Origin of the sequence: Arsukibacterium perlucidum DSM 18276 (assembly GCF_000382165.1) — a bacterium.
Taxonomy (GTDB): Bacteria; Pseudomonadota; Gammaproteobacteria; order Enterobacterales; family Alteromonadaceae; genus Alishewanella; species Alishewanella perlucidum.
In genome coordinates this window covers 66,760-83,988 of the sequence record NZ_KB907714.1, presented here as the reverse complement: position 1 = coordinate 83,988, position 17,229 = coordinate 66,760, and the positions used below count along the sequence as shown (strand labels likewise).

The 17,229-nt window shown below is 49.7% G+C and carries 20 protein-coding genes; 2 read left to right on the top strand and 18 right to left on the bottom strand.

Going from position 1 to position 17,229, the window contains the following annotated elements; all coding sequences use genetic code 11:
- Positions 1–9 precede the first annotated feature (9 nt).
- Genes ccmE through ccmA form a run of 5 tightly spaced genes read right to left on the bottom strand, consistent with a single transcriptional unit; the run spans position 10 to position 2,794 of the window.
- Complete coding sequence (gene ccmE / locus H141_RS0111740; protein ID WP_019676465.1) at positions 10–540, bottom strand: cytochrome c maturation protein CcmE; 531 nt, start codon at positions 538–540, stop codon at positions 10–12.
- A complete protein-coding gene (gene ccmD, locus H141_RS0111735) occupies positions 540–740 on the bottom strand; it encodes a heme exporter protein CcmD (RefSeq protein WP_019676464.1) in 201 nt (66 codons plus the stop codon). The genes ccmE and ccmD overlap by 1 nt, the downstream gene beginning before the upstream one ends.
- A 2-nt stretch (positions 741–742) precedes the next feature.
- Positions 743–1,477 (bottom strand): heme ABC transporter permease, encoded by a 735-nt coding sequence (locus tag H141_RS0111730; protein WP_019676463.1) that lies wholly within the window; start codon positions 1,475–1,477, stop codon positions 743–745.
- A 1-nt stretch (position 1,478) separates the two neighbouring features.
- Entirely contained in the window at positions 1,479–2,141 is a 663-nt protein-coding gene (gene ccmB / locus H141_RS0111725) for a heme exporter protein CcmB (RefSeq protein WP_019676462.1), read from the bottom strand.
- Entirely contained in the window at positions 2,135–2,794 is a 660-nt protein-coding gene (gene ccmA / locus H141_RS0111720; RefSeq protein WP_019676461.1) for a cytochrome c biogenesis heme-transporting ATPase CcmA, read from the bottom strand. The genes ccmB and ccmA overlap by 7 nt, the downstream gene beginning before the upstream one ends.
- A 103-nt stretch (positions 2,795–2,897) precedes the next feature.
- Here ccmA and fliK point away from each other — a divergent pair, with 103 nt between their 5' ends.
- Positions 2,898–4,877 (top strand): flagellar hook-length control protein FliK, encoded by a 1,980-nt coding sequence (gene fliK / locus H141_RS20195; protein WP_019676460.1) that lies wholly within the window; start codon positions 2,898–2,900, stop codon positions 4,875–4,877.
- Entirely contained in the window at positions 4,874–5,212 is a 339-nt protein-coding gene (locus H141_RS0111710) for an EscU/YscU/HrcU family type III secretion system export apparatus switch protein (RefSeq protein WP_019676459.1), read from the top strand. The genes fliK and H141_RS0111710 overlap by 4 nt, the downstream gene beginning before the upstream one ends.
- A gap of 82 nt (positions 5,213–5,294) precedes the next feature.
- Here H141_RS0111710 and H141_RS0111705 read toward each other — a convergent pair whose 3' ends face one another.
- Genes H141_RS0111705 through flhF form a run of 13 tightly spaced genes read right to left on the bottom strand, consistent with a single transcriptional unit; the run spans position 5,295 to position 17,222 of the window.
- Positions 5,295–5,741, bottom strand: a complete 447-nt coding sequence (locus H141_RS0111705) for a DUF2802 domain-containing protein (protein WP_019676458.1) — start codon at positions 5,739–5,741, stop codon at positions 5,295–5,297.
- A 14-nt stretch (positions 5,742–5,755) separates the two neighbouring features.
- A complete protein-coding gene (locus H141_RS0111700; protein ID WP_019676457.1) occupies positions 5,756–6,250 on the bottom strand; it encodes a chemotaxis protein CheW in 495 nt (164 codons plus the stop codon).
- 29 nt (positions 6,251–6,279) lie between these two features.
- Complete coding sequence (locus tag H141_RS0111695) at positions 6,280–7,074, bottom strand: chemotaxis protein CheW (protein ID WP_019676456.1); 795 nt, start codon at positions 7,072–7,074, stop codon at positions 6,280–6,282.
- Positions 7,074–7,853 (bottom strand): ParA family protein, encoded by a 780-nt coding sequence (locus H141_RS0111690; protein ID WP_019676455.1) that lies wholly within the window; start codon positions 7,851–7,853, stop codon positions 7,074–7,076. Before H141_RS0111690 ends, H141_RS0111695 begins: the two co-directional genes overlap by 1 nt.
- 2 nt (positions 7,854–7,855) lie before the next feature.
- Positions 7,856–8,821 carry a flagellar motor protein MotB gene (locus H141_RS0111685; protein ID WP_019676454.1) on the bottom strand — a complete coding sequence of 322 codons (966 nt, stop codon included), beginning with the start codon at positions 8,819–8,821 and terminating at the stop codon, positions 7,856–7,858.
- A gap of 5 nt (positions 8,822–8,826) precedes the next feature.
- Complete coding sequence (locus H141_RS0111680) at positions 8,827–9,570, bottom strand: flagellar motor protein (RefSeq protein ID WP_019676453.1); 744 nt, start codon at positions 9,568–9,570, stop codon at positions 8,827–8,829.
- Complete coding sequence (locus tag H141_RS0111675; protein ID WP_019676452.1) at positions 9,563–10,720, bottom strand: protein-glutamate methylesterase/protein-glutamine glutaminase; 1,158 nt, start codon at positions 10,718–10,720, stop codon at positions 9,563–9,565. Before H141_RS0111675 ends, H141_RS0111680 begins: the two co-directional genes overlap by 8 nt.
- An 11-nt stretch (positions 10,721–10,731) precedes the next feature.
- Positions 10,732–12,957 (bottom strand): chemotaxis protein CheA, encoded by a 2,226-nt coding sequence (locus H141_RS0111670; protein WP_019676451.1) that lies wholly within the window; start codon positions 12,955–12,957, stop codon positions 10,732–10,734.
- A gap of 15 nt (positions 12,958–12,972) precedes the next feature.
- Complete coding sequence (locus tag H141_RS0111665) at positions 12,973–13,731, bottom strand: protein phosphatase CheZ (protein WP_019676450.1); 759 nt, start codon at positions 13,729–13,731, stop codon at positions 12,973–12,975.
- A gap of 25 nt (positions 13,732–13,756) precedes the next feature.
- Positions 13,757–14,128 (bottom strand): chemotaxis response regulator CheY, encoded by a 372-nt coding sequence (gene cheY / locus H141_RS0111660; RefSeq protein ID WP_008898490.1) that lies wholly within the window; start codon positions 14,126–14,128, stop codon positions 13,757–13,759.
- Positions 14,129–14,186: 58 nt separating this feature from the next.
- Positions 14,187–14,906, bottom strand: coding sequence for an RNA polymerase sigma factor FliA (locus tag H141_RS0111655; RefSeq protein WP_019676449.1), 720 nt, complete (start codon positions 14,904–14,906; stop codon positions 14,187–14,189).
- Positions 14,903–15,781: a P-loop NTPase gene (locus tag H141_RS0111650; RefSeq protein WP_019676448.1), complete on the bottom strand. Its 879-nt coding sequence runs from the start codon at positions 15,779–15,781 to the stop codon at positions 14,903–14,905. Before H141_RS0111650 ends, H141_RS0111655 begins: the two co-directional genes overlap by 4 nt.
- On the bottom strand, positions 15,774–17,222 hold the full coding sequence (flhF, locus tag H141_RS0111645; RefSeq protein WP_019676447.1) for a flagellar biosynthesis GTPase FlhF: 1,449 nt from the start codon (positions 17,220–17,222) through the stop codon (positions 15,774–15,776). The genes H141_RS0111650 and flhF overlap by 8 nt, the downstream gene beginning before the upstream one ends.
- Positions 17,223–17,229 lie beyond the last annotated feature (7 nt).

The following is a 17,229-nucleotide window of genomic DNA, read 5'->3' as shown; positions in this document are numbered from 1 at the left end:
CCTCGCCCCTTAATAAGTTGGTTTATCTTTTGGGTTACTGTAGCCATCTGCTACCGAACTTTCGATAACAGGGAAATTCGCCTGTGATGGCGGCACGTGTCTGATACCCTTCATTGCTTCAGCCACTTCCGCCGGCATATATTCTTCGTCATGCTTGGCCAAGACTTCACTGGCCTTAATAACGTCTGGAGCAAGCAATGTACCCTGCGCCACAATACCCTGCCCCTCCCGGAACAAGTCGGGTAAAATACCTTCAAATTCCACCCATACCGTGGGGCCGGTATCAACCAGTTGAAACCGTACTTTTAAACTTTGCGCATCCCGCGACACTGTGCCCTGCACTACCATGCCGCCAATTCGCAGTCGCTGGCCAACCACCGGCTTTACTTTGTCTTTGCCCAGCCCCTCCACCAACTGGGTCGGGGTATAAAATAAATCAATATTTTGCTGCAACGCATACAGCATGGCGCCAATGGCACCGGCTATAAGGCTGATAATCAGTAAAATCGAAAACAGGCGTTTTTTGCGTCTTGGTTGCATTAGACTTGTTGCTCCTGATACTGCTTAACACGTTGCTCACGGGCAATAGTGGCTTTTAGTTGCTGTTTAAACTGCTTGTGCTGGTAAACACTGGCTGCAATTAACCCCGACAACAGCAGGTAGGTTGCACCAAACGATAACCAGACAAAAAAGCCGTAACCACCCATGGCCAGAAACTCACTGAAAGATTGAAAATGCACGGTTAGCCTCCTACCAGCTTTCTGACCCAGGGCCGGTGCTGCTCGTTCACTAAAATGGCAGTACGCAGGCGTAAACAGGTTAGCGCCATCAATAACACGGCAAAAGCCAGTATGCTGATTAACAGTGGCCACAGCATGCTTGGGTCGATCGATGGCTTGGCAAACTTGGTAATCGTTGCCCCCTGATGCAGGGTATTCCACCACTCCACTGAAAAATGAATAATGGGCAGATTAATCACCCCGATTAACGCCAGTAAACTGGATACTTTGGCCCCAACCTGACGATCACTGAACGCGCCGTTTAATGCTATTACTCCTAAGTACAAAAATAACAGAATAAGTTCCGAGGTTAAGCGGGCATCCCATACCCACCAGGCGCCCCACATTGGCTTACCCCAGGCCATACCGGTTATCAGGGCTATCGCCGTATAAATGGCTCCAATAGGTGCGATAGCCAGCACGGCCCAGTGCGCAACTTTAATTTGCCACACCAGCGCCACAAAGGCAGCACTGGCCATAGCAGCATAGGCGCCCATCGACATAATGGCCGATGGCACATGAATATGAATTATCCGGTAGCTGTCGCCTTGCTGATAATCGGCCGGGGTAAAAGCCAGCCCCCAGATATTACCCAGCAACAGCAGAGCCAGCGCGCTCACCATCAGGTAAGGCAGTAACTTGCCGCAGAAATGATAAAGCGTTTCACTTTTTGCGTACGGATCTAACCACTTAAACATATCAACTCACATTAATTCGCAAAGCACTGGTTACAGCCATCGGTACCAGCGCTAACGCCAATAATAACATGGCCAGTAAAATGGCCAACTGCCCCTGATAGCCAAGCCCCATGCTGGCCGCCTCTATCGCGCTGCTGGCAAAAATTAAAAGCGGAATATACAGCGGCAATATCAGTAGCGCCAGTAAAATACCACCTTTATCGGCTGCCATAGTAAGTGCTGAGCCCAAAACGCTTAACAGGCTTAGCAAAGGGGTGCCCAGCAACAGCGTAAGTGCCATTGCGCCCAGCTCCGCTTGCCCAAGCCCAAGCAATAAGGCAACAACCGGTGATAACACCAGTAATGGCAACCCCGTACTTAACCAGTTAGCAAAGGTTTTCGCCAACACAAATGGCAGCAGACTTTGCCGTCCGGCCACCAGCTGCTCAATAACACCATTACGATAATCGTCTTTAAACAACCGCTCTGCCGCCAACAGCACACTGAGCAATGCCGCAATCCATATTACTCCCGGAGCAATAATACGTAACATATTGGGCTCTGGCCCAACGCCAAGCGGAAACAGGCTAAGCACGATAATAAAAAACAGAATCGGATTAAGCCAGTCTGCTTTTTGCCGGGCCAGTAAACGCAATTCACGTTGTAAAAAAACTAAACTCACCATCTGTAAGCCAGCTCCAGCTGTACCAAAGATTGAAATTGCAGGGTCAGGCTTTGGTGGGTGGTAAGAATAATAGCGCCGCCGTTATTCAGGTGATCGAGCATATGCTGCTGTAACAAACCGATAGCAGCCTGGTCCAGTGCAGTAAATGGCTCATCCAGGATCCAAATTACCGCCGGCGTTAACCATAGCCGGGCCAGTGATACGCGCCGCTGCTGTCCGGCTGACAACATACGGCAAGGCACATCTTCCAGCCCGGCCAGGCCAAGCTGCGCCAGCAGGGCCCAATCATCGGCCGGGTTCAGACCTGATGCGGCCCGCCAGAAACCTAAATTTTCCAGGGCGGTTAATTGCTCATGAATGCCGCTTTGGTGGCCGATATAGCATAAGTTGCCACAATAAGCTGGCAAGCTATGTGCCAATGGCTTAGCCTTGTAATAAAGCAGGCCATCGTCGGGCTGAGCTAAACCGGCAAGAATACGCAATAGGGAGCTTTTGCCGGCACCGTTTTTGCCTTGAATTTGCAGGAGCTGACCGCGGTGCAGTTGCAGAGATAATTGGGCAAATAATACCCGGTCTTGCCGGATACAACTTAAATCCTGCCCCTGCAAAATGGGTCCGGCGTTGCTTGCTGATGATGGCTGCGTTATGTTCACTGGCCTCAGTATCGACTGCTGTTAAAATTGCGCGCATAGTAGCATACCACGGCCGGAATACGAATCAGATCCACGTCAGGCACCGTGATTTATCAGAGGAAATATGAACCAGATCAATCTGGACAAATTACTGCAGAATCCGCCAGCAACCACCGGAAATAAAGCCGGAGCCACAGGTGGTGAGCTGAAGCTGTTGGTAGGAGAGTTATATACTGCCAGGCTGCAGATGCTATCCGGTGCCAGCCAGGTGCAGCTGCAAACACCGCAAGGCCCGCTGGTTATCAAGCTGCCGGCGCAACTGGGCCGCCAGCTCAGTCAGCAGTTTGGCCCGCAGTTACAGGTTAAATTAAGCCTGACACCGAACAACCAGTTAAACCTGACGTTGCTGACTATCCCGACAGCAGCCAGCAGCATAACCCTTAGCACAGCCCAGCTACAACCCGTGATTAGTCAATGGCTTAACCAGCAGTTACCACTGCAGGTTCAGGGGCAGGCTATTAACCAGGCGGTTAGCGCGCCGGCTAACATACAGCCAACAGCTGATAAACTTACAGTGCCGCTGCAATTTGATCTCAAAACAGGTCAGCTACAACTAACAGGGACAACTACGGCCAGTCAGGTGTTGCTGACATTAACAGCTAAAGAGCTGGCCGCGTTAATCAGGCTAATCCAGTCTGGTCAGCAGACGTCAGCGCCATCTCAGCAAACCGCGCAGCAGCTGCAGAATATGAGCGGCCGCCAACCCGTAATGCTTAATATTACCTTTAACCAGCCAGCTGCCGCTGTGCAGCTCTCGTTACAGCCTGCCGCCTCTGGTGTCCCGGCACTACCGCTAACTGCAGCAAGCCAGCAACAGCTACTACAGGCGTTAATCAGCCAGTTGCCACCGATACAGCAAGCAATATCGCCCACTGCCGGCAAAATCGCCCTCGGCCAGCTTAGTATCAGTATTCCACCGCACCTTGTAGCTGCAATGGCAACATTAAACAGCAAAAGCCCTGCAGGTAATACCGCAAGCGCTGCTGCCAACTCCAGCAATGCCACTGTGCCAATACTGTTGCAGTTACAAGCACCGGTAACAAAAAGTGGCCAATGGCAACTGATCATGCAACCAGCCGGACACAGCCAGCAACTAACTGTCAGTCAGAGCCAGCTCGACAGACCCATTAGCTGGCAAGCCGCTCCATTAAAAGCTATGTCGACGCTCTTAGCGGCAAAGCATAATCAGGCCAGTGGACATGCCACACAACAGCTGTTGCAACTGGCTCCGGAAGCTAAAGCTCAGGCCTGGCGCAACTTGTTGCCTTTGTTATCGCAGCCTTTAATGCAGCCGAACAGCATGCCTAACCTACCAGCACCCCTGCAGCAGTTGTTCAATCAGATCCAGCAAAGCCTGCCTGAAATCAGCAAACCGCTGGCGCCACCCGCTGTCGCAGCTCAGCTGGCCGCCTTGTTGCAATTTCAACCGTTGCAAAGCCAGCCTAATCTGCAGACTACCGGCGGCACCCTGGCGCTGGCAATCCAGTTACTACTGGGCCATTTAAGCCAGAAGCCGCTAACCCCTGCCAACAACACCCCGGCAAACCGTTTAAGTCAGCTGGTTTCACAACTTGATCCCGCGCAAGCCGCTACAGCACTGCGTCAGCTGGCCAGCTTAAGTAGCCCATTGCAGCAAAGCCAGTTAGCTACCGTAGATGCACAAAGCCAATTACAGCAGTGGCTATTGCAGCTGCCTCTGCAACAGCAAGGCCAGACCATAATGCCGCAGCTGCTGTTAGAGAAACGCGAAGCCGATGGTAAAACCGGCACAGCGGCCCAAAAGCAGTGGCAACTGACCATGAAATTTGATTTGCAGCAATATGGCAATTTGCTGGCAATGGCTAAATTGCAGGAACAAGACTTACAGCTGCAGTTTTATACCGATCACAATGAAGCCCTGCGGCTGGCACAGAAGTTTCTGCCACTGTTAAAAGACCGTTGTACTGCACAGGGTTTGACGGTAAGCGAGGCTAACTGTCAGCTTGGTAAAATACCTGATAGCTTAATCCCACGCCACAATAGCCTTTTAACGGTAAGAGTATGAATAAAAACGACACCTTCAACAACGTCAAGTCAGAAAGCACTGCGCAAAAAAGTGCCACCGCCTTGAAATATGATGGCAAAACGGCACCTACTATTGTTGCCAAAGGGCATGGCGAGCTGGCTGAAGATATTATTGCCCTGGCCAGAGAACACGGTGTTCTGATTCATCAGGATGATGAGTTAAACCGGCTGCTAAGCCAATTGCAACTGGGCGATAACATTCCAAAAGAGTTGTATATTGTGATTGCTGAACTGATTGCATTTTCTTATGTACTTCAGGGTAAATTCCCTGAGCAATGGCAGAATATTCACCAGCGAATCGACTTAAAAACCTAAAAATGGGTCAGAGTGAATAAAAAATTTACAAAAATGGGTCAGAGTGAATATTTAAATCACTCTGACCCATTTTTATTTTTTATCAGGATTTGGCTTGATGCAGGTTGAATAATAGTTCGGCTTCAGCCCGCGGCAGTTCACATTCGCGCATAATTTCTTCTAAATCGGCACCTAGTTGCACCATTTTCATCGCCCGGGTATAAATTTTGCTTTCAGGATCGGTCAGCGACAACGCCTGTTGTTGCTCGGCCAGCTCGGTATAAGCGCTTTGTAGCTGTTGCAGTTCGTTTTCCAGGGATAGTACCCGCTGATCGAGGGTTAAAACCCGTTGCCCCACGCCGATTATACCGGCTCGTAACTCTTCGGTCTCGCTTTGTGCGCTTAAAAGTTGCTGGCTATTCTTTTCCAGCTGCTGCTGCAGCGTTGTCAGTTGGCTACTGCCGGCGTTGTGCTGTCTCAATAACAGCCAGAACAACACGACCAACAGCAAAAAAATAACTATTGCCTGACCCAGCATCCATGGGTTCATCGGGAGTTCTCCGCTCACAAACTATTAATTTCTTCCCACTCTTCATCGTTGAGCAATTTGTTTAAGTCAACCAGGATCAGCAATTCGCCCTCGCGGTTCGAAACGCCCTGGATAAAGCGGGCACTCTCGTCAGTGCCGACATTAGGTGCTGTATCAACCTCTGATTGCTTCAGATAAACCACTTCAGCAACGCTATCGACCAGAATACCAATAACCTGGCGTTCAGCTTCTATAATTACAATCCGGCTATTATCGGTAACGTCGCCTGGCGCCAGGCCGAAACGGGCCCGGGTATCGATAACGGTAACCACATTACCACGCAGGTTAATGATCCCCATAACATAGCCCGGTGCACCGGGAACCGGAGCAATTTCGGTATAGCGCAACACTTCCTGTACCTGCATTACATTGATACCGTATGTCTCTTCCTGCAAACGGAACGTGACCCACTGTAACACCAGATCAGCATTTTCTTTTTTTCCGGCTGCTTTTGCCTGATTATTGCTCATATACCGCTCCTGTAAATTTTGCTGCCTGCTCAGGCATTAATGTCCTGACCACGATTAAGTAAGTTAATCATAGCGTCGACATCAACTAAAGCACACATATGCTTTTTAATTAATCCTGCCATCCAGGGTCTTTTGCCGTCCGTTTCCCGCCACTTTACGTCGTCCTGCTCCAGACTGAAAGTATTAATCAGCGTTTCACAGGTCAGGCCCCAGTCACTGGTGCCAAGCATAATAACATACTGATAGTTTAGCTTTTGCTGTAGTTGTTGATCATATTTTTCTGGCATTACCCAGCGGGCACTGTCCACCACACTTATTTTTTGCTGGCGATATAGCATAACGCCTTTAAACCAGGCTGGCTTGCCGAATAAACTGTTTATTTCATCCAGCTGGTGGATACCACCAAGCTCAGTAAGTGGTACCGCTAACTTTAAGCCGGCAACATTGAAAAATAACGCCTGAAAACGCCCTTGCCGGTAAGCCTTACTGCTTACCTTCTCAGCACTGAGCGCTGGCTGCAATTGCTGGACGGCACCAAGACGCTGAGCAATTGGTACGTCGCGGCTTTGCACCGGAACCTTGGATTCGGCCGGCGTTTTTTCAGCAGTTACCAGTTGCTGTTTCACCGCTGCAGGCACCACTTTCGCCGCTTCGCTGGGTTTAAGTTCCGCCACTTCAGTGACCGGGCTGGCCTGAGCTAACAACCGGTTCAGTTCACGGGTTTTGGCGTCCTCTACCAGGCTGGTTTCAGTCGCACCATCGTCGGTCAATAAGGCAGACAAGTAATTCTGCATAACTTTCTGACTGGCAATTAAACTGCTCATTAAGCCTCCGGCGCCAGCTGCAACAGGTAAGTAAGCAGAGTATTATAGGCAAACACCCCACGCGACGCAGGCGAAAATACATTAGGCGGCGTCTGTGCCTCACTGGCATCACGGAATTTGGTATCGACCGGCACCACAGCAGACCAGACTTTGTCCTGGTATTTTGCTTTTAACTCCTTGTAAGCTTCAAGAGATGCGCGGGTTCTTTTATCATACATTGTGGGAATTATAGTAAAAGCATATTCTTTTTGCTGCGAGCTACGCATCAGCGCCATGGTGGCGATCATCCGCTCCAGCCCTTTCAGCGCCAGAAACTCAGTTTGCACAGGGATCAGTATCCGATCGCAGGCAGCAATCGCATTGACCATTAACACGCCCATAACGGGCGGGCAGTCGAGTAAAACGTAGTCATATTCCTTTTTAACTTTTTGCAGGGCTTTTTTTAAGATAAGCCCCATGCCGCCCTTATTCCCTAACGAACGGTCCAATGTTGCCAGCGCCATCGATGAGGGCAAAATATCCAGATTGTTGACACCACTGGGACACAACGACTGTAAAATTTCTTCCCGGGTGATGTCTTTGCCACGAATAAAAATATCGTAAACGCTGTTTTCCAGTTCTTCAGCATCAATGCCGAAGTAATAAGTCAAGGACGCATGCGGATCGGTGTCAACAAGCAATACCCGCTTACCTCGCTCAGCCAGCAGTCCACCTAAAGTGACAGTAGTCGTTGTTTTACCAACTCCACCTTTCTGATTTGCTATTGTCCAAATTACCACATTCAGGGTTCCTGTTGTTCGGGCAGTGCATCCGGATTATCCTGACGGGTGGTGATTCTTACCCCACCACCTGGCAACGCGATCACTCTGATACTGCCATCTTCCTGAGTAACCTGCTGTATTTGTTGTTGTAAGTCTTCTTGCTGTTGCTGCTGCTCCAGCTCATCAGGCATATAGCCGTAACGTGACAGGGCAATAACTACTTTACGGTTTTCGGCACGACCCTGTGCCGTTTCATTGCTACTTTCAGCATAATACTGACCATAACCCTCTATCGCCATTCTATGAGATGGCGTTTCCAGATCTTCCAGGACCCGCAATACCGATGTTGCTCTGGCCACCGATAATTCCCAGTTTGATGAAAACAACTCGTTATTTATCGGCTGATTGTCAGTATAGCCACGGATCCGGATGAAATTATTTATCGGGTTGATAATACGCGTTATTTCATTCAGTAAAGTACGGGCAGAGTTGGTTGCCGTTGCACTACCACTGGCAAATAACAAACCACTGCTCAGTTCAATGATAAGCCAGTTTTCATCCTGACGTATATCCACCACGCCTTGCTCGATTAAATTGGCAAGCGCCTGATTAAGCTCTTGTTCCAGTGATACCAGCGGACTGCCTAAATGCTGTTGCCGGACATCTGACAACTTACTGGCGTCTGCTACCAGCTCCGGCCCTTCTGCGGGCTCCAGTGAGGTACCAAATTTGCTGAAATCACTTTTCGGCGTGTCCTGCGGCAATAGCCCACGACCACTTGCTCCACTGCCTGTTTTAGACGGACGCTCAAACACATTAGTCAAGGTATCAGCCAAGGCACTAAATTCTTTATCCTTCACTACTGACATCGCATACAACACCACAAACAAGGCAAACATCAATGTCATATAGTCTGCATAAGACACTAACCAGCGATCCAGTTGTTCAGGTTCGTCAAACTGATGTTGCTGCTTATGCCGGTACATAACAATTAACTCAGTCGATATGCAGCGAGCTTACGCTCGATATTGCGTGGATTTTCGCCCTGAGCAATCGATACCAGGCCCTCGACAATCAATTCGTGATACAAGGTATGTTGATGCACCAGGCTTTTCAGTTTATTACCTACCGGAATAAACACCAGGTTAGCAAAACCAACACCGTAAATTGTTGCAACAAAGGCGGTGGCCACCCCCATCCCCAGCAATTTAGGCTCAGAAATATTTGCCATCGCCTGAATTAAGCCCAACACCGCACCGACAATACCAATTGTAGGGCTGTAGCCTCCCATAGCTTCAAAAATACGGGCGCCACGCAGCATGCGCTCACGCTCCAGAGTAAGCTCGGCGTCCAGGGTGTCTTGCAACACTTTCGCCTCAACACCGTCAACCAGTAAATTTAAACCGCGATGTAAAAAGGGGTCGCTTTCTTCCAGTGCTGCAGATTCCAATGACAAAAAACCGTTAGTTCTGGCTGAGGTACCCCAGTTGACGATACGCTCTACCGCATTTTGCATTGGTAAACTTTGCGGCCGTAATACCCATGGCAACATGCTCAGGCCCAACCTGAACTGGGGCAGCGGAGTTTGCAACATCACTGCGCCCACTGTGCCGCCCACTACGATAATAAAAGCCGGTAAATGCAACAAGGTGCTGAGGGCTCCGCCCTCCAGCATAAAGCCGCCTGTTACCGCTATTACCGCCAGTAAAAAACCACTGATTGCCAGTTTATCCATGTTGCACTTCCGTTATCAGCCGGCTGGCCACCTCGTTTAAACTGACTTCGAGATCCATTAATCCTGCGGCTGCGATCGCCTGTGGCATACCATACACCACAGAACTTGCTTCGTCCTGAGCCCAAACCCGGGATCCTGCTTGTTTAAGCATCCTGGCCCCTTCCCGGCCATCAGCTCCCATACCAGTCAATACAACGGCCAACACTTTATCCTGATACACTCTGGCCGCGGTGGCAAAGGTAACATCAACACTAGGTTTAAAAGTAATTCTTGGGGAGTCATCTTCTTTAATCCGCAGCCGGGCCTGACTGTCATTACCTTCTACCAGCATTTGTTTGCCGCCTGGCGCCAGGTAAGCCACTCCGGGACGCAATATGTCGTTATCGGCGGCTTCTTTAATTTCAATCTTTGCCAGCGTATTGAGCCGCTGAGCAAAAGCGCCGGTAAAGGCTGCGGGCATATGCTGGATCAGAATTATCGGCAATGGAAAGTCGGCGGGTAAGTTAGTCAGGATCCGCTGCAGCGCAACTGGGCCGCCGGTGGAAGTGCCAATGGCAACTAACTTATAACTGTGACCACTGGCTTTGAAATTAGCGCTACGGCTTGCGTTGGCACCAAGACGCTCGGTAAGTTGTGGCCTGCCCAGAGCACCGCGGGTTAAACCAGCGCCACTGACCGGCATACTTGATCTGCTACCAGGAGTAGCAGCTGCAGCACTTTGCGAACTATTAAAAGTAGTACGCCCTAACGGCCTCTTGCGGGCCACAGCCCTTACTCTCTCCCGCAACACATTGCCGGCTTCTTCTTTATCACGGGCAATGTCCTCAAATTTTTTCGGTAGAAAATCGACCGCACCGGCCTCAAGTGCATCAAAGGTAGCTTTTGCCCCTTCGTGAGTCAGTGACGAAAACATCAGAATTGGAATACGCTGGCTTTGCAGAATTTCACGTACTGCGCTAATGCCATCCAATACTGGCATTTCAATATCCATGGTGATGACATCGGGTTTTAATGCCAGCGCTTTAGTAACTGCTTCGCGGCCGTCGCTGGCGGTATCAATCACCTCCAGCTGCGGATCTGAATTCAGAATTTCCGTCAACCGACGGCGAAAAAAACTGGAATCATCTACAATCAGTACCCTGATCGTCATGCGACACTCTCTTAAGCATTTAGCTTATTAAACCGATCGAATTTAATTTTGGATTTCTTGGCATAATTTTTCAGTAAATTTGGTACATCCAAAATTAAAGCAATACCCCCGTCAGAGGTGATAGTAGCCCCAGCCATGCCAGGCGTTCCTTGCAGCAAGGCATCCAATGGTTTAATAACGACTTCTTCCTGGCCTATTAATGAATCTACCACAAAGCCAACCTGCTGAGTGCCAATTTGGACAATCACCACATGGCCCTGCTCCCGCCGCAGTTGCTTATTAGAACCTTTAACCAACCAGTGCTCGAGGTAAAACAATGGAATAGCTTTGTTGCGCACAACGATAGTTAGCTGACCGTCAACAATATTGGTTTTTGCCAGGTCAAGATGGAAAATTTCGTTCACCCCGGCCAACGGCAAAGCAAAGGTTTGCTTACCCACCATCACCATTAGCGTAGGCAGAATAGCCAGGGTAAGCGGCACTTTAATTTCCAGCAAAGTGCCTTGACCAAGCTTGGAGTTAATTTGCACGGTACCGTTTAGCTGGTTAATTTTGGTTTTAACCACATCCATACCAACGCCGCGGCCAGAGATATCAGAAATTTGCTCTTTGGTAGAGAATCCCGGAGCAAAAATCAGATTAAAGGCATCGTTATCTGACATCCGCGCAGCGGCATCAACATCAAGAATGCCTCGTTTAATGGCAATACCTTTTAATTTTTCCGGGTCCATGCCTGCGCCATCATCCTGAATGGTCAGCAAGATATGATCCCCGGCCTGAGTTGCCGCCAGTTTAACCAGGCCTACTTTCGGCTTGCCTGCTTTTAACCTGACATCAGGCATTTCAATACCATGGTCAACCGAGTTGCGCACCAAATGCACTAAAGGATCGGCCAGCGCTTCCACCAGGTTTTTGTCTAAATCAGTATCTTCACCCTCGAGCACCAGATTAATATCTTTTTGCAGCGAGCGGGCTAAATCGCGAACAACCCTTGGGAAACGGCCGAATACTTTCTTAATCGGTTGCATCCGGGTTTTCATCACGGCGCCCTGAATATCAGCAGTGACTACATCCAGGTTAGAAATGGCCTTAGTCATTTCTTCATCCTGGGTGCTGGTAGATAAACTGACCAAGCGGTTACGCACTAATACCAGTTCCCCCACCATGTTCATAATCTGATCAAGCCGTTTGGTATCAACCCGCACTGTAGTTTCAGCGGCAGGTGCGGCATTGGCCGCCGCTGCTTTATCTGCCGCCGGCACCGGTGCTGCCGGTGCTGAGGGTTTCGCTGGCTGAGCTGCGGCTGCCGGCGTGGGAGTTGCTGCGGCCGGAGTGGCTGGCTTAGCGGCAACTGAAGGTGCAGGTTTACGCTCTTGCGGCGCTGGCACCTCTACCGGAGCGTTCCCTTTACCGTGCAACTGGTCCAGCAAGGCTTCGAATTCATCGTCACTTATTTCGTCTTTGTCAGCAGAACTGGCAGCAGGTTTAGCCGCTGCTTTGTTTGCCGGGCTTGGCGGCGCCGTACCGGCGCTTTTATTGGTATCAGGCACAAACGACCCTTTACCATGCAACTGGTCAAGGATAGCTTCAAATTCGTCGTCGGTAATATCACTGTTATCGTCGCTATTACTGTTGCTGGCTGGTGCCGCTGCCGGCGAAGATTCAACGCGCCCTGGCGCCCCTTTGCCATGCAACTCATCGAGCATTCTTTCAAATTCAGCTTCGCTAATGTCATCAATATCGCCGTCTGCAGCAGCACTTTGGCTAACAGGCTCAGGTTCAATTGTCACTGCCGGCGCTACTTCGGGCTCTGCAGCAACGACAACCGGTGGTGCTTCGCCTGCACTTTCCGGTTCGCTGTAATGATGCAGCGCATCCAATAAAGCTGGATTAGCAGGGGTAAGTGGCTGGCGTGCCTGCACTTCGACAAACATGGCGTTGATAGCATCCAGCGTTTGTAAAATGACGTCCATCAATTCCGGGGTAACCCGGCGTTTTCCGGTACGCAAAATATCAAACACGTTTTCGGCGCCATGGCAGGCATCAACCAATTCAGTCAATGACAAAAAGCCGGCCCCGCCTTTTACGGTATGAAAGCCACGAAAAATAGCATTTAGCAGATTGGCATCGTCAGGATTATTTTCCAGCTCAACCAATTGCTCCTGCAACAACTCCAGGATCTCGCCGGCTTCGACCAGAAAGTCTTGTAAAATGTCCTCATCCATATCAAAGCTCATGCGCAGACACCTCTGTTAGAAACCCAAACTGGACAGTAAATCATCAACGTCATCCTGACCAGACACCACATCATCACGTTCCGCTGCATCAATAATGGGCCCTTCTGCTTCATGCGCAGCCTTAGCTTTGACTTTGGCTGGCTTGGCTTTAACTTCTGGCAACTCAGGATTGCTTTGACCAAACGCCGTCAACAGGCCAATCAGGCTATCTTCTACCTCACGTACCAGTTCAATCACCCGGCGTAAAATCTGCCCGGTTAAATCCTGGTAATCCTGAGCCATCAGCACGTCAGTCAGCAATGCATTTAAGGTAGCTGAATCAATAGTGGCCTGCTGCATAAAACCGTCGACACCATGGCAAAGCTGCTTGAATTCACTTAACTGAATTTGCCGCCGCATTAAACGCTGCCACTCTGGCTGTAACTGGTTAAGCCGCTGGGTAAGTTGATCCGCTATCGGTAAACAGGATTCAACAGCATCCATGGTTTTATTGGCCGCTTGCTCCGTCATGTCGATAACGTGATTTAAGCGCTTTTTTGCATCTGGAATATCTTCTTCCAGCAAATTATTCAGTGAAGGGTCAATGTGAAAATTTTTCAGCGAATCGTGCAATTGCCGGGTGAGCTTGCCCACCTCAGCAAATAATTCAGAAGAACCGGGTACCGTGATTGATTGCACCAGCTTATTTGCCAGCTGCTGCTCTCCCATCTCCAGTAACTGCACCAGCTCTTTTGCTTGCTCCAGCGTAATATCAGCAGCCGTCGTGTCAGACATAGTGTCACTCCTTGTCAGTTACGGCTTAACCTAAACGCTCAAAGACTTTTGCCAGCTTCTCCTGCAGGGTGGCGGCAGTAAAAGGTTTAACAATATAGCCATTAACACCTGCCTGAGCGGCGGCAATAATTTGCTCTTTTTTGGCTTCAGCGGTTACCATCAGTACCGGGATATGCTTTAACTTAGCATCAGCCCGGATAGCCCGCAGCAAATCGATACCTTGCATACCTGGCATATTCCAGTCAGTTACCACAAAATCAAAATCGCCGTTTTGCAACATAGGAAGTGCTGTACTGCCATCGTCCGCTTCCGACACGTTGGTGAAGCCTAAATCACGCAGCAAGTTTTTAATAATGCGCCTCATGGTTGAGAAGTCATCAACCACAAGAATTTTCATATTTTTATCCAAAGTCCCCTCCGACGAGATATACGCCTGGTATCTCAACTGCTTTAATTTATACCCAAGCCTGCATTCTGGCTTTTAACCGCACAAGTGCCTGGCTATGGATCTGACTTATCCGGGACTCACTGACATCCAGCACTGCCCCAATTTCTTTTAAATTTAATTCTTCATTGTAATACAGTGAGAGTACCAGAGCTTCACGCTCCGGCAAACTGCTAATGGTCGTTACCAGTGCTTTATTAAACGCTTCATTAGCTTGCTGATCATATAACAAGTCTCCGTCCCTATCTTCTGAGGTCACCAGGACATCTTCTGATACGCCGAGATCTTCAATACCGATAATTCTGCCTGTGCAGACATCGGTTAACATATGATGGTACTCATCGAGGGATATATCAAGTTTTTCAGCAACTTCAAAGTCTTTAATATCACGTCCAAACTCTGCTTCAAGTTCAGCAATGGTATCAGCAATTAAGCGGGCGTTGCGATGCACTGAACGCGGAGTCCAGTCGCCACGGCGCATTTCGTCCAGCATAGCGCCACGAATGCGGATACCGGCAAAGGTTTCAAAGCTGGCGCCTTTGCTACCATCAAAATTTTTCGCCGCTTCAATCAGGCCAATCATTCCGGATTGAATTAAATCATCAACCAACACACTGGCCGGCAATCTGGCCAGTAAGTGGTAAGCAATACGTTTAACTAACGGAGCATGGCGTTCAACCAGCTGCTGCATCTGGTCAACTCCACCATATGCGGCCAGCTTACTATTCACACTACCCCCTGATCAGCATGTGGCTGCAAAAGTTGTTCAAGAAAAAATTCCAGATGGCCCGAGGCACTTGCCGGCACCGGCCACTTAATGGCTTTCAATGCCAGGCCTTTTACAGCCATGCTGGCAGGGCTTTTTGGAAACAGATCAATGAAGGCTTTCTGTTTACGGGCTGCTTTGCGGACGTTTTCGTCGTACGGCACCGTTGCAACTAACTCAAGATTAACATCCAGAAAGCGGTCAGTGACCCGGCTTAACTTGGCAAACAGCTCCTGCCCCTCTTTCATATTGCGCACCATGTTCGCAACAATCTTAAACTTTTCAACCCCATGGTCCCGACTAAGGATTTTCATCAGCGCGTAAGCGTCAGTAATAGAACTGGGCTCATCACATACCACTACCACGACATCCTGCGACGCCCTCGAAAAACTCAGCACCATATCGGATATGCCGGCGGCGGTATCAACCAACAGCACATCGACCGGCGTTTTTAACTCGCTGAACGCGCGAATAAGGCCGGCATGTTCGACCGGGGACAACTCGGTCATATTCTGCGAGCCTGATGTTGCCGGTACAATTTTTATCCCAAAAGGGCCATCTACTATCACATCGTCCAGCTCGCACTCACCGGACAATACATGTGACAGGTTTTTTTCTACCCGTAATCCCAGCATTACATCACAGTTAGCCAGGCCAAGGTCGGCATCCAGTACTAATACTTTTTTGCCAAGTTGGGCCATTGCCATCGCCAGGTTCAGGCTGACGTTAGTTTTACCTACGCCGCCTTTACCGCCGGTTATTGAAATTACTTTTACCATCTGCTTATTCATTCTTCTCAGGCCGCTGGCTTGATCGTCAATTAATTCGTGACTATGCATAGGCTGTTTCCGCTCGGGACACCTCATCCTGATACCACTGATGTCCTGCACTACTATGGGTTAGCCGCAATATTTCAGCACGTTGCACTAAATCGGCTGCGTCAGCTACCACTATGTCTTCCGGCACCCGCTGGCCGTTAGTTAAATAACTAACCGGCAATGCATTTTGAATGGCTACGTTAATTACTTCGCCTAAACTTAAGCATTCATCAAGTTTAGTAAAAATACAACCCGCCAGAGAAATCCGTTTGAACTGCGCGACCGTTTCCTGCATTACTCTGGCCTGCGCTGTCGCAGACAATACCAGATAACTTTTTATTTTGACACGTGAATTATGCACTAAACTGGCAAGTTTTTCCGCCAGCCGCACGTCTCGCTGGCTCATACCGGCGGTATCTATCAGAATAAGTTTGCGCTGGGCCAGCTGATTTAACAACAAGGCTAACTCGTCACTGTCTTTCGCCTGCTTTACCGGGCAGCCAATAATACGGCCGTAAGTCGCCAGTTGTTCAAAAGCACCAATCCGGTATGAATCAGTGGTAATCAATGCCACCTGATCGGCGCCATGACGTTTAGCAAATCCCGCTGCCAGTTTTGCCACGGTAGTGGTTTTACCTACTCCGGTTGGGCCGACTAAGGCCACGATGCCGCCACGACGCAGGATATCGTCATTGGTGGTACTCAGTTGCCCGCCCAGCAACTCCATTGCAGTATCCCAGGCTTCACCGGCACTGATATCTTCCGGCATAAAGCAGGCAAGTTGATCGGCTACCTGCTCAGACAAGCCCAGCTGCTGCAAGTGTTCTATTACTAATGCTCTTACGGGCTCCCGCCGGGCTAAGTCCTGCCACATTAAACCTGACACCTGATGTTGTAACAGCTGGCGCATTGACAACATTTCGTTACGCATTGCCTCAAACTGAGTTGCCATCGACTGACTTTGTAGCTGCTGCTGTTTAGTCAGCTCCTGCCACTGGCTGGCTGCGATGCCCGGATTAGTGCCAGAACTTTGACGCTCAAACGCGGCAGCCGGATTGACCGCCGGTTGCCCCGCTGCCGGTGCGCGTTTGCTATTTTGGCCAGCTGGCTCGCGACCTTGCTGTTTAATCATTTGCCGGGCCAGTAATTCACGCAATGAGTCAGCCGGCGCTTCGGTATGCTGATTAGCGGTATTGCTGGCAGCGGCCATTGGCTCGCTGTCATCTACCGTGGTGCTAAACCGGGGTTCGCTGCGTGGCGCCTGTCGAACTGCAGGAGCTGGGGCAGCCGGTTTTGCTGCAGCGGACTTAGCACTCTGGCTCTCCGGGTCAATCGCGGCGACAATCTCAACGCCTTCAGCCACTTTTTTGTTTGATAAAATTATCGCATCTGGTCCCAGGAACTCTTTGACTTCCGTTAAGGCTGTACGCATATCTTTAGCGACAAAGCGTTTAATTTTCATGAGTTAC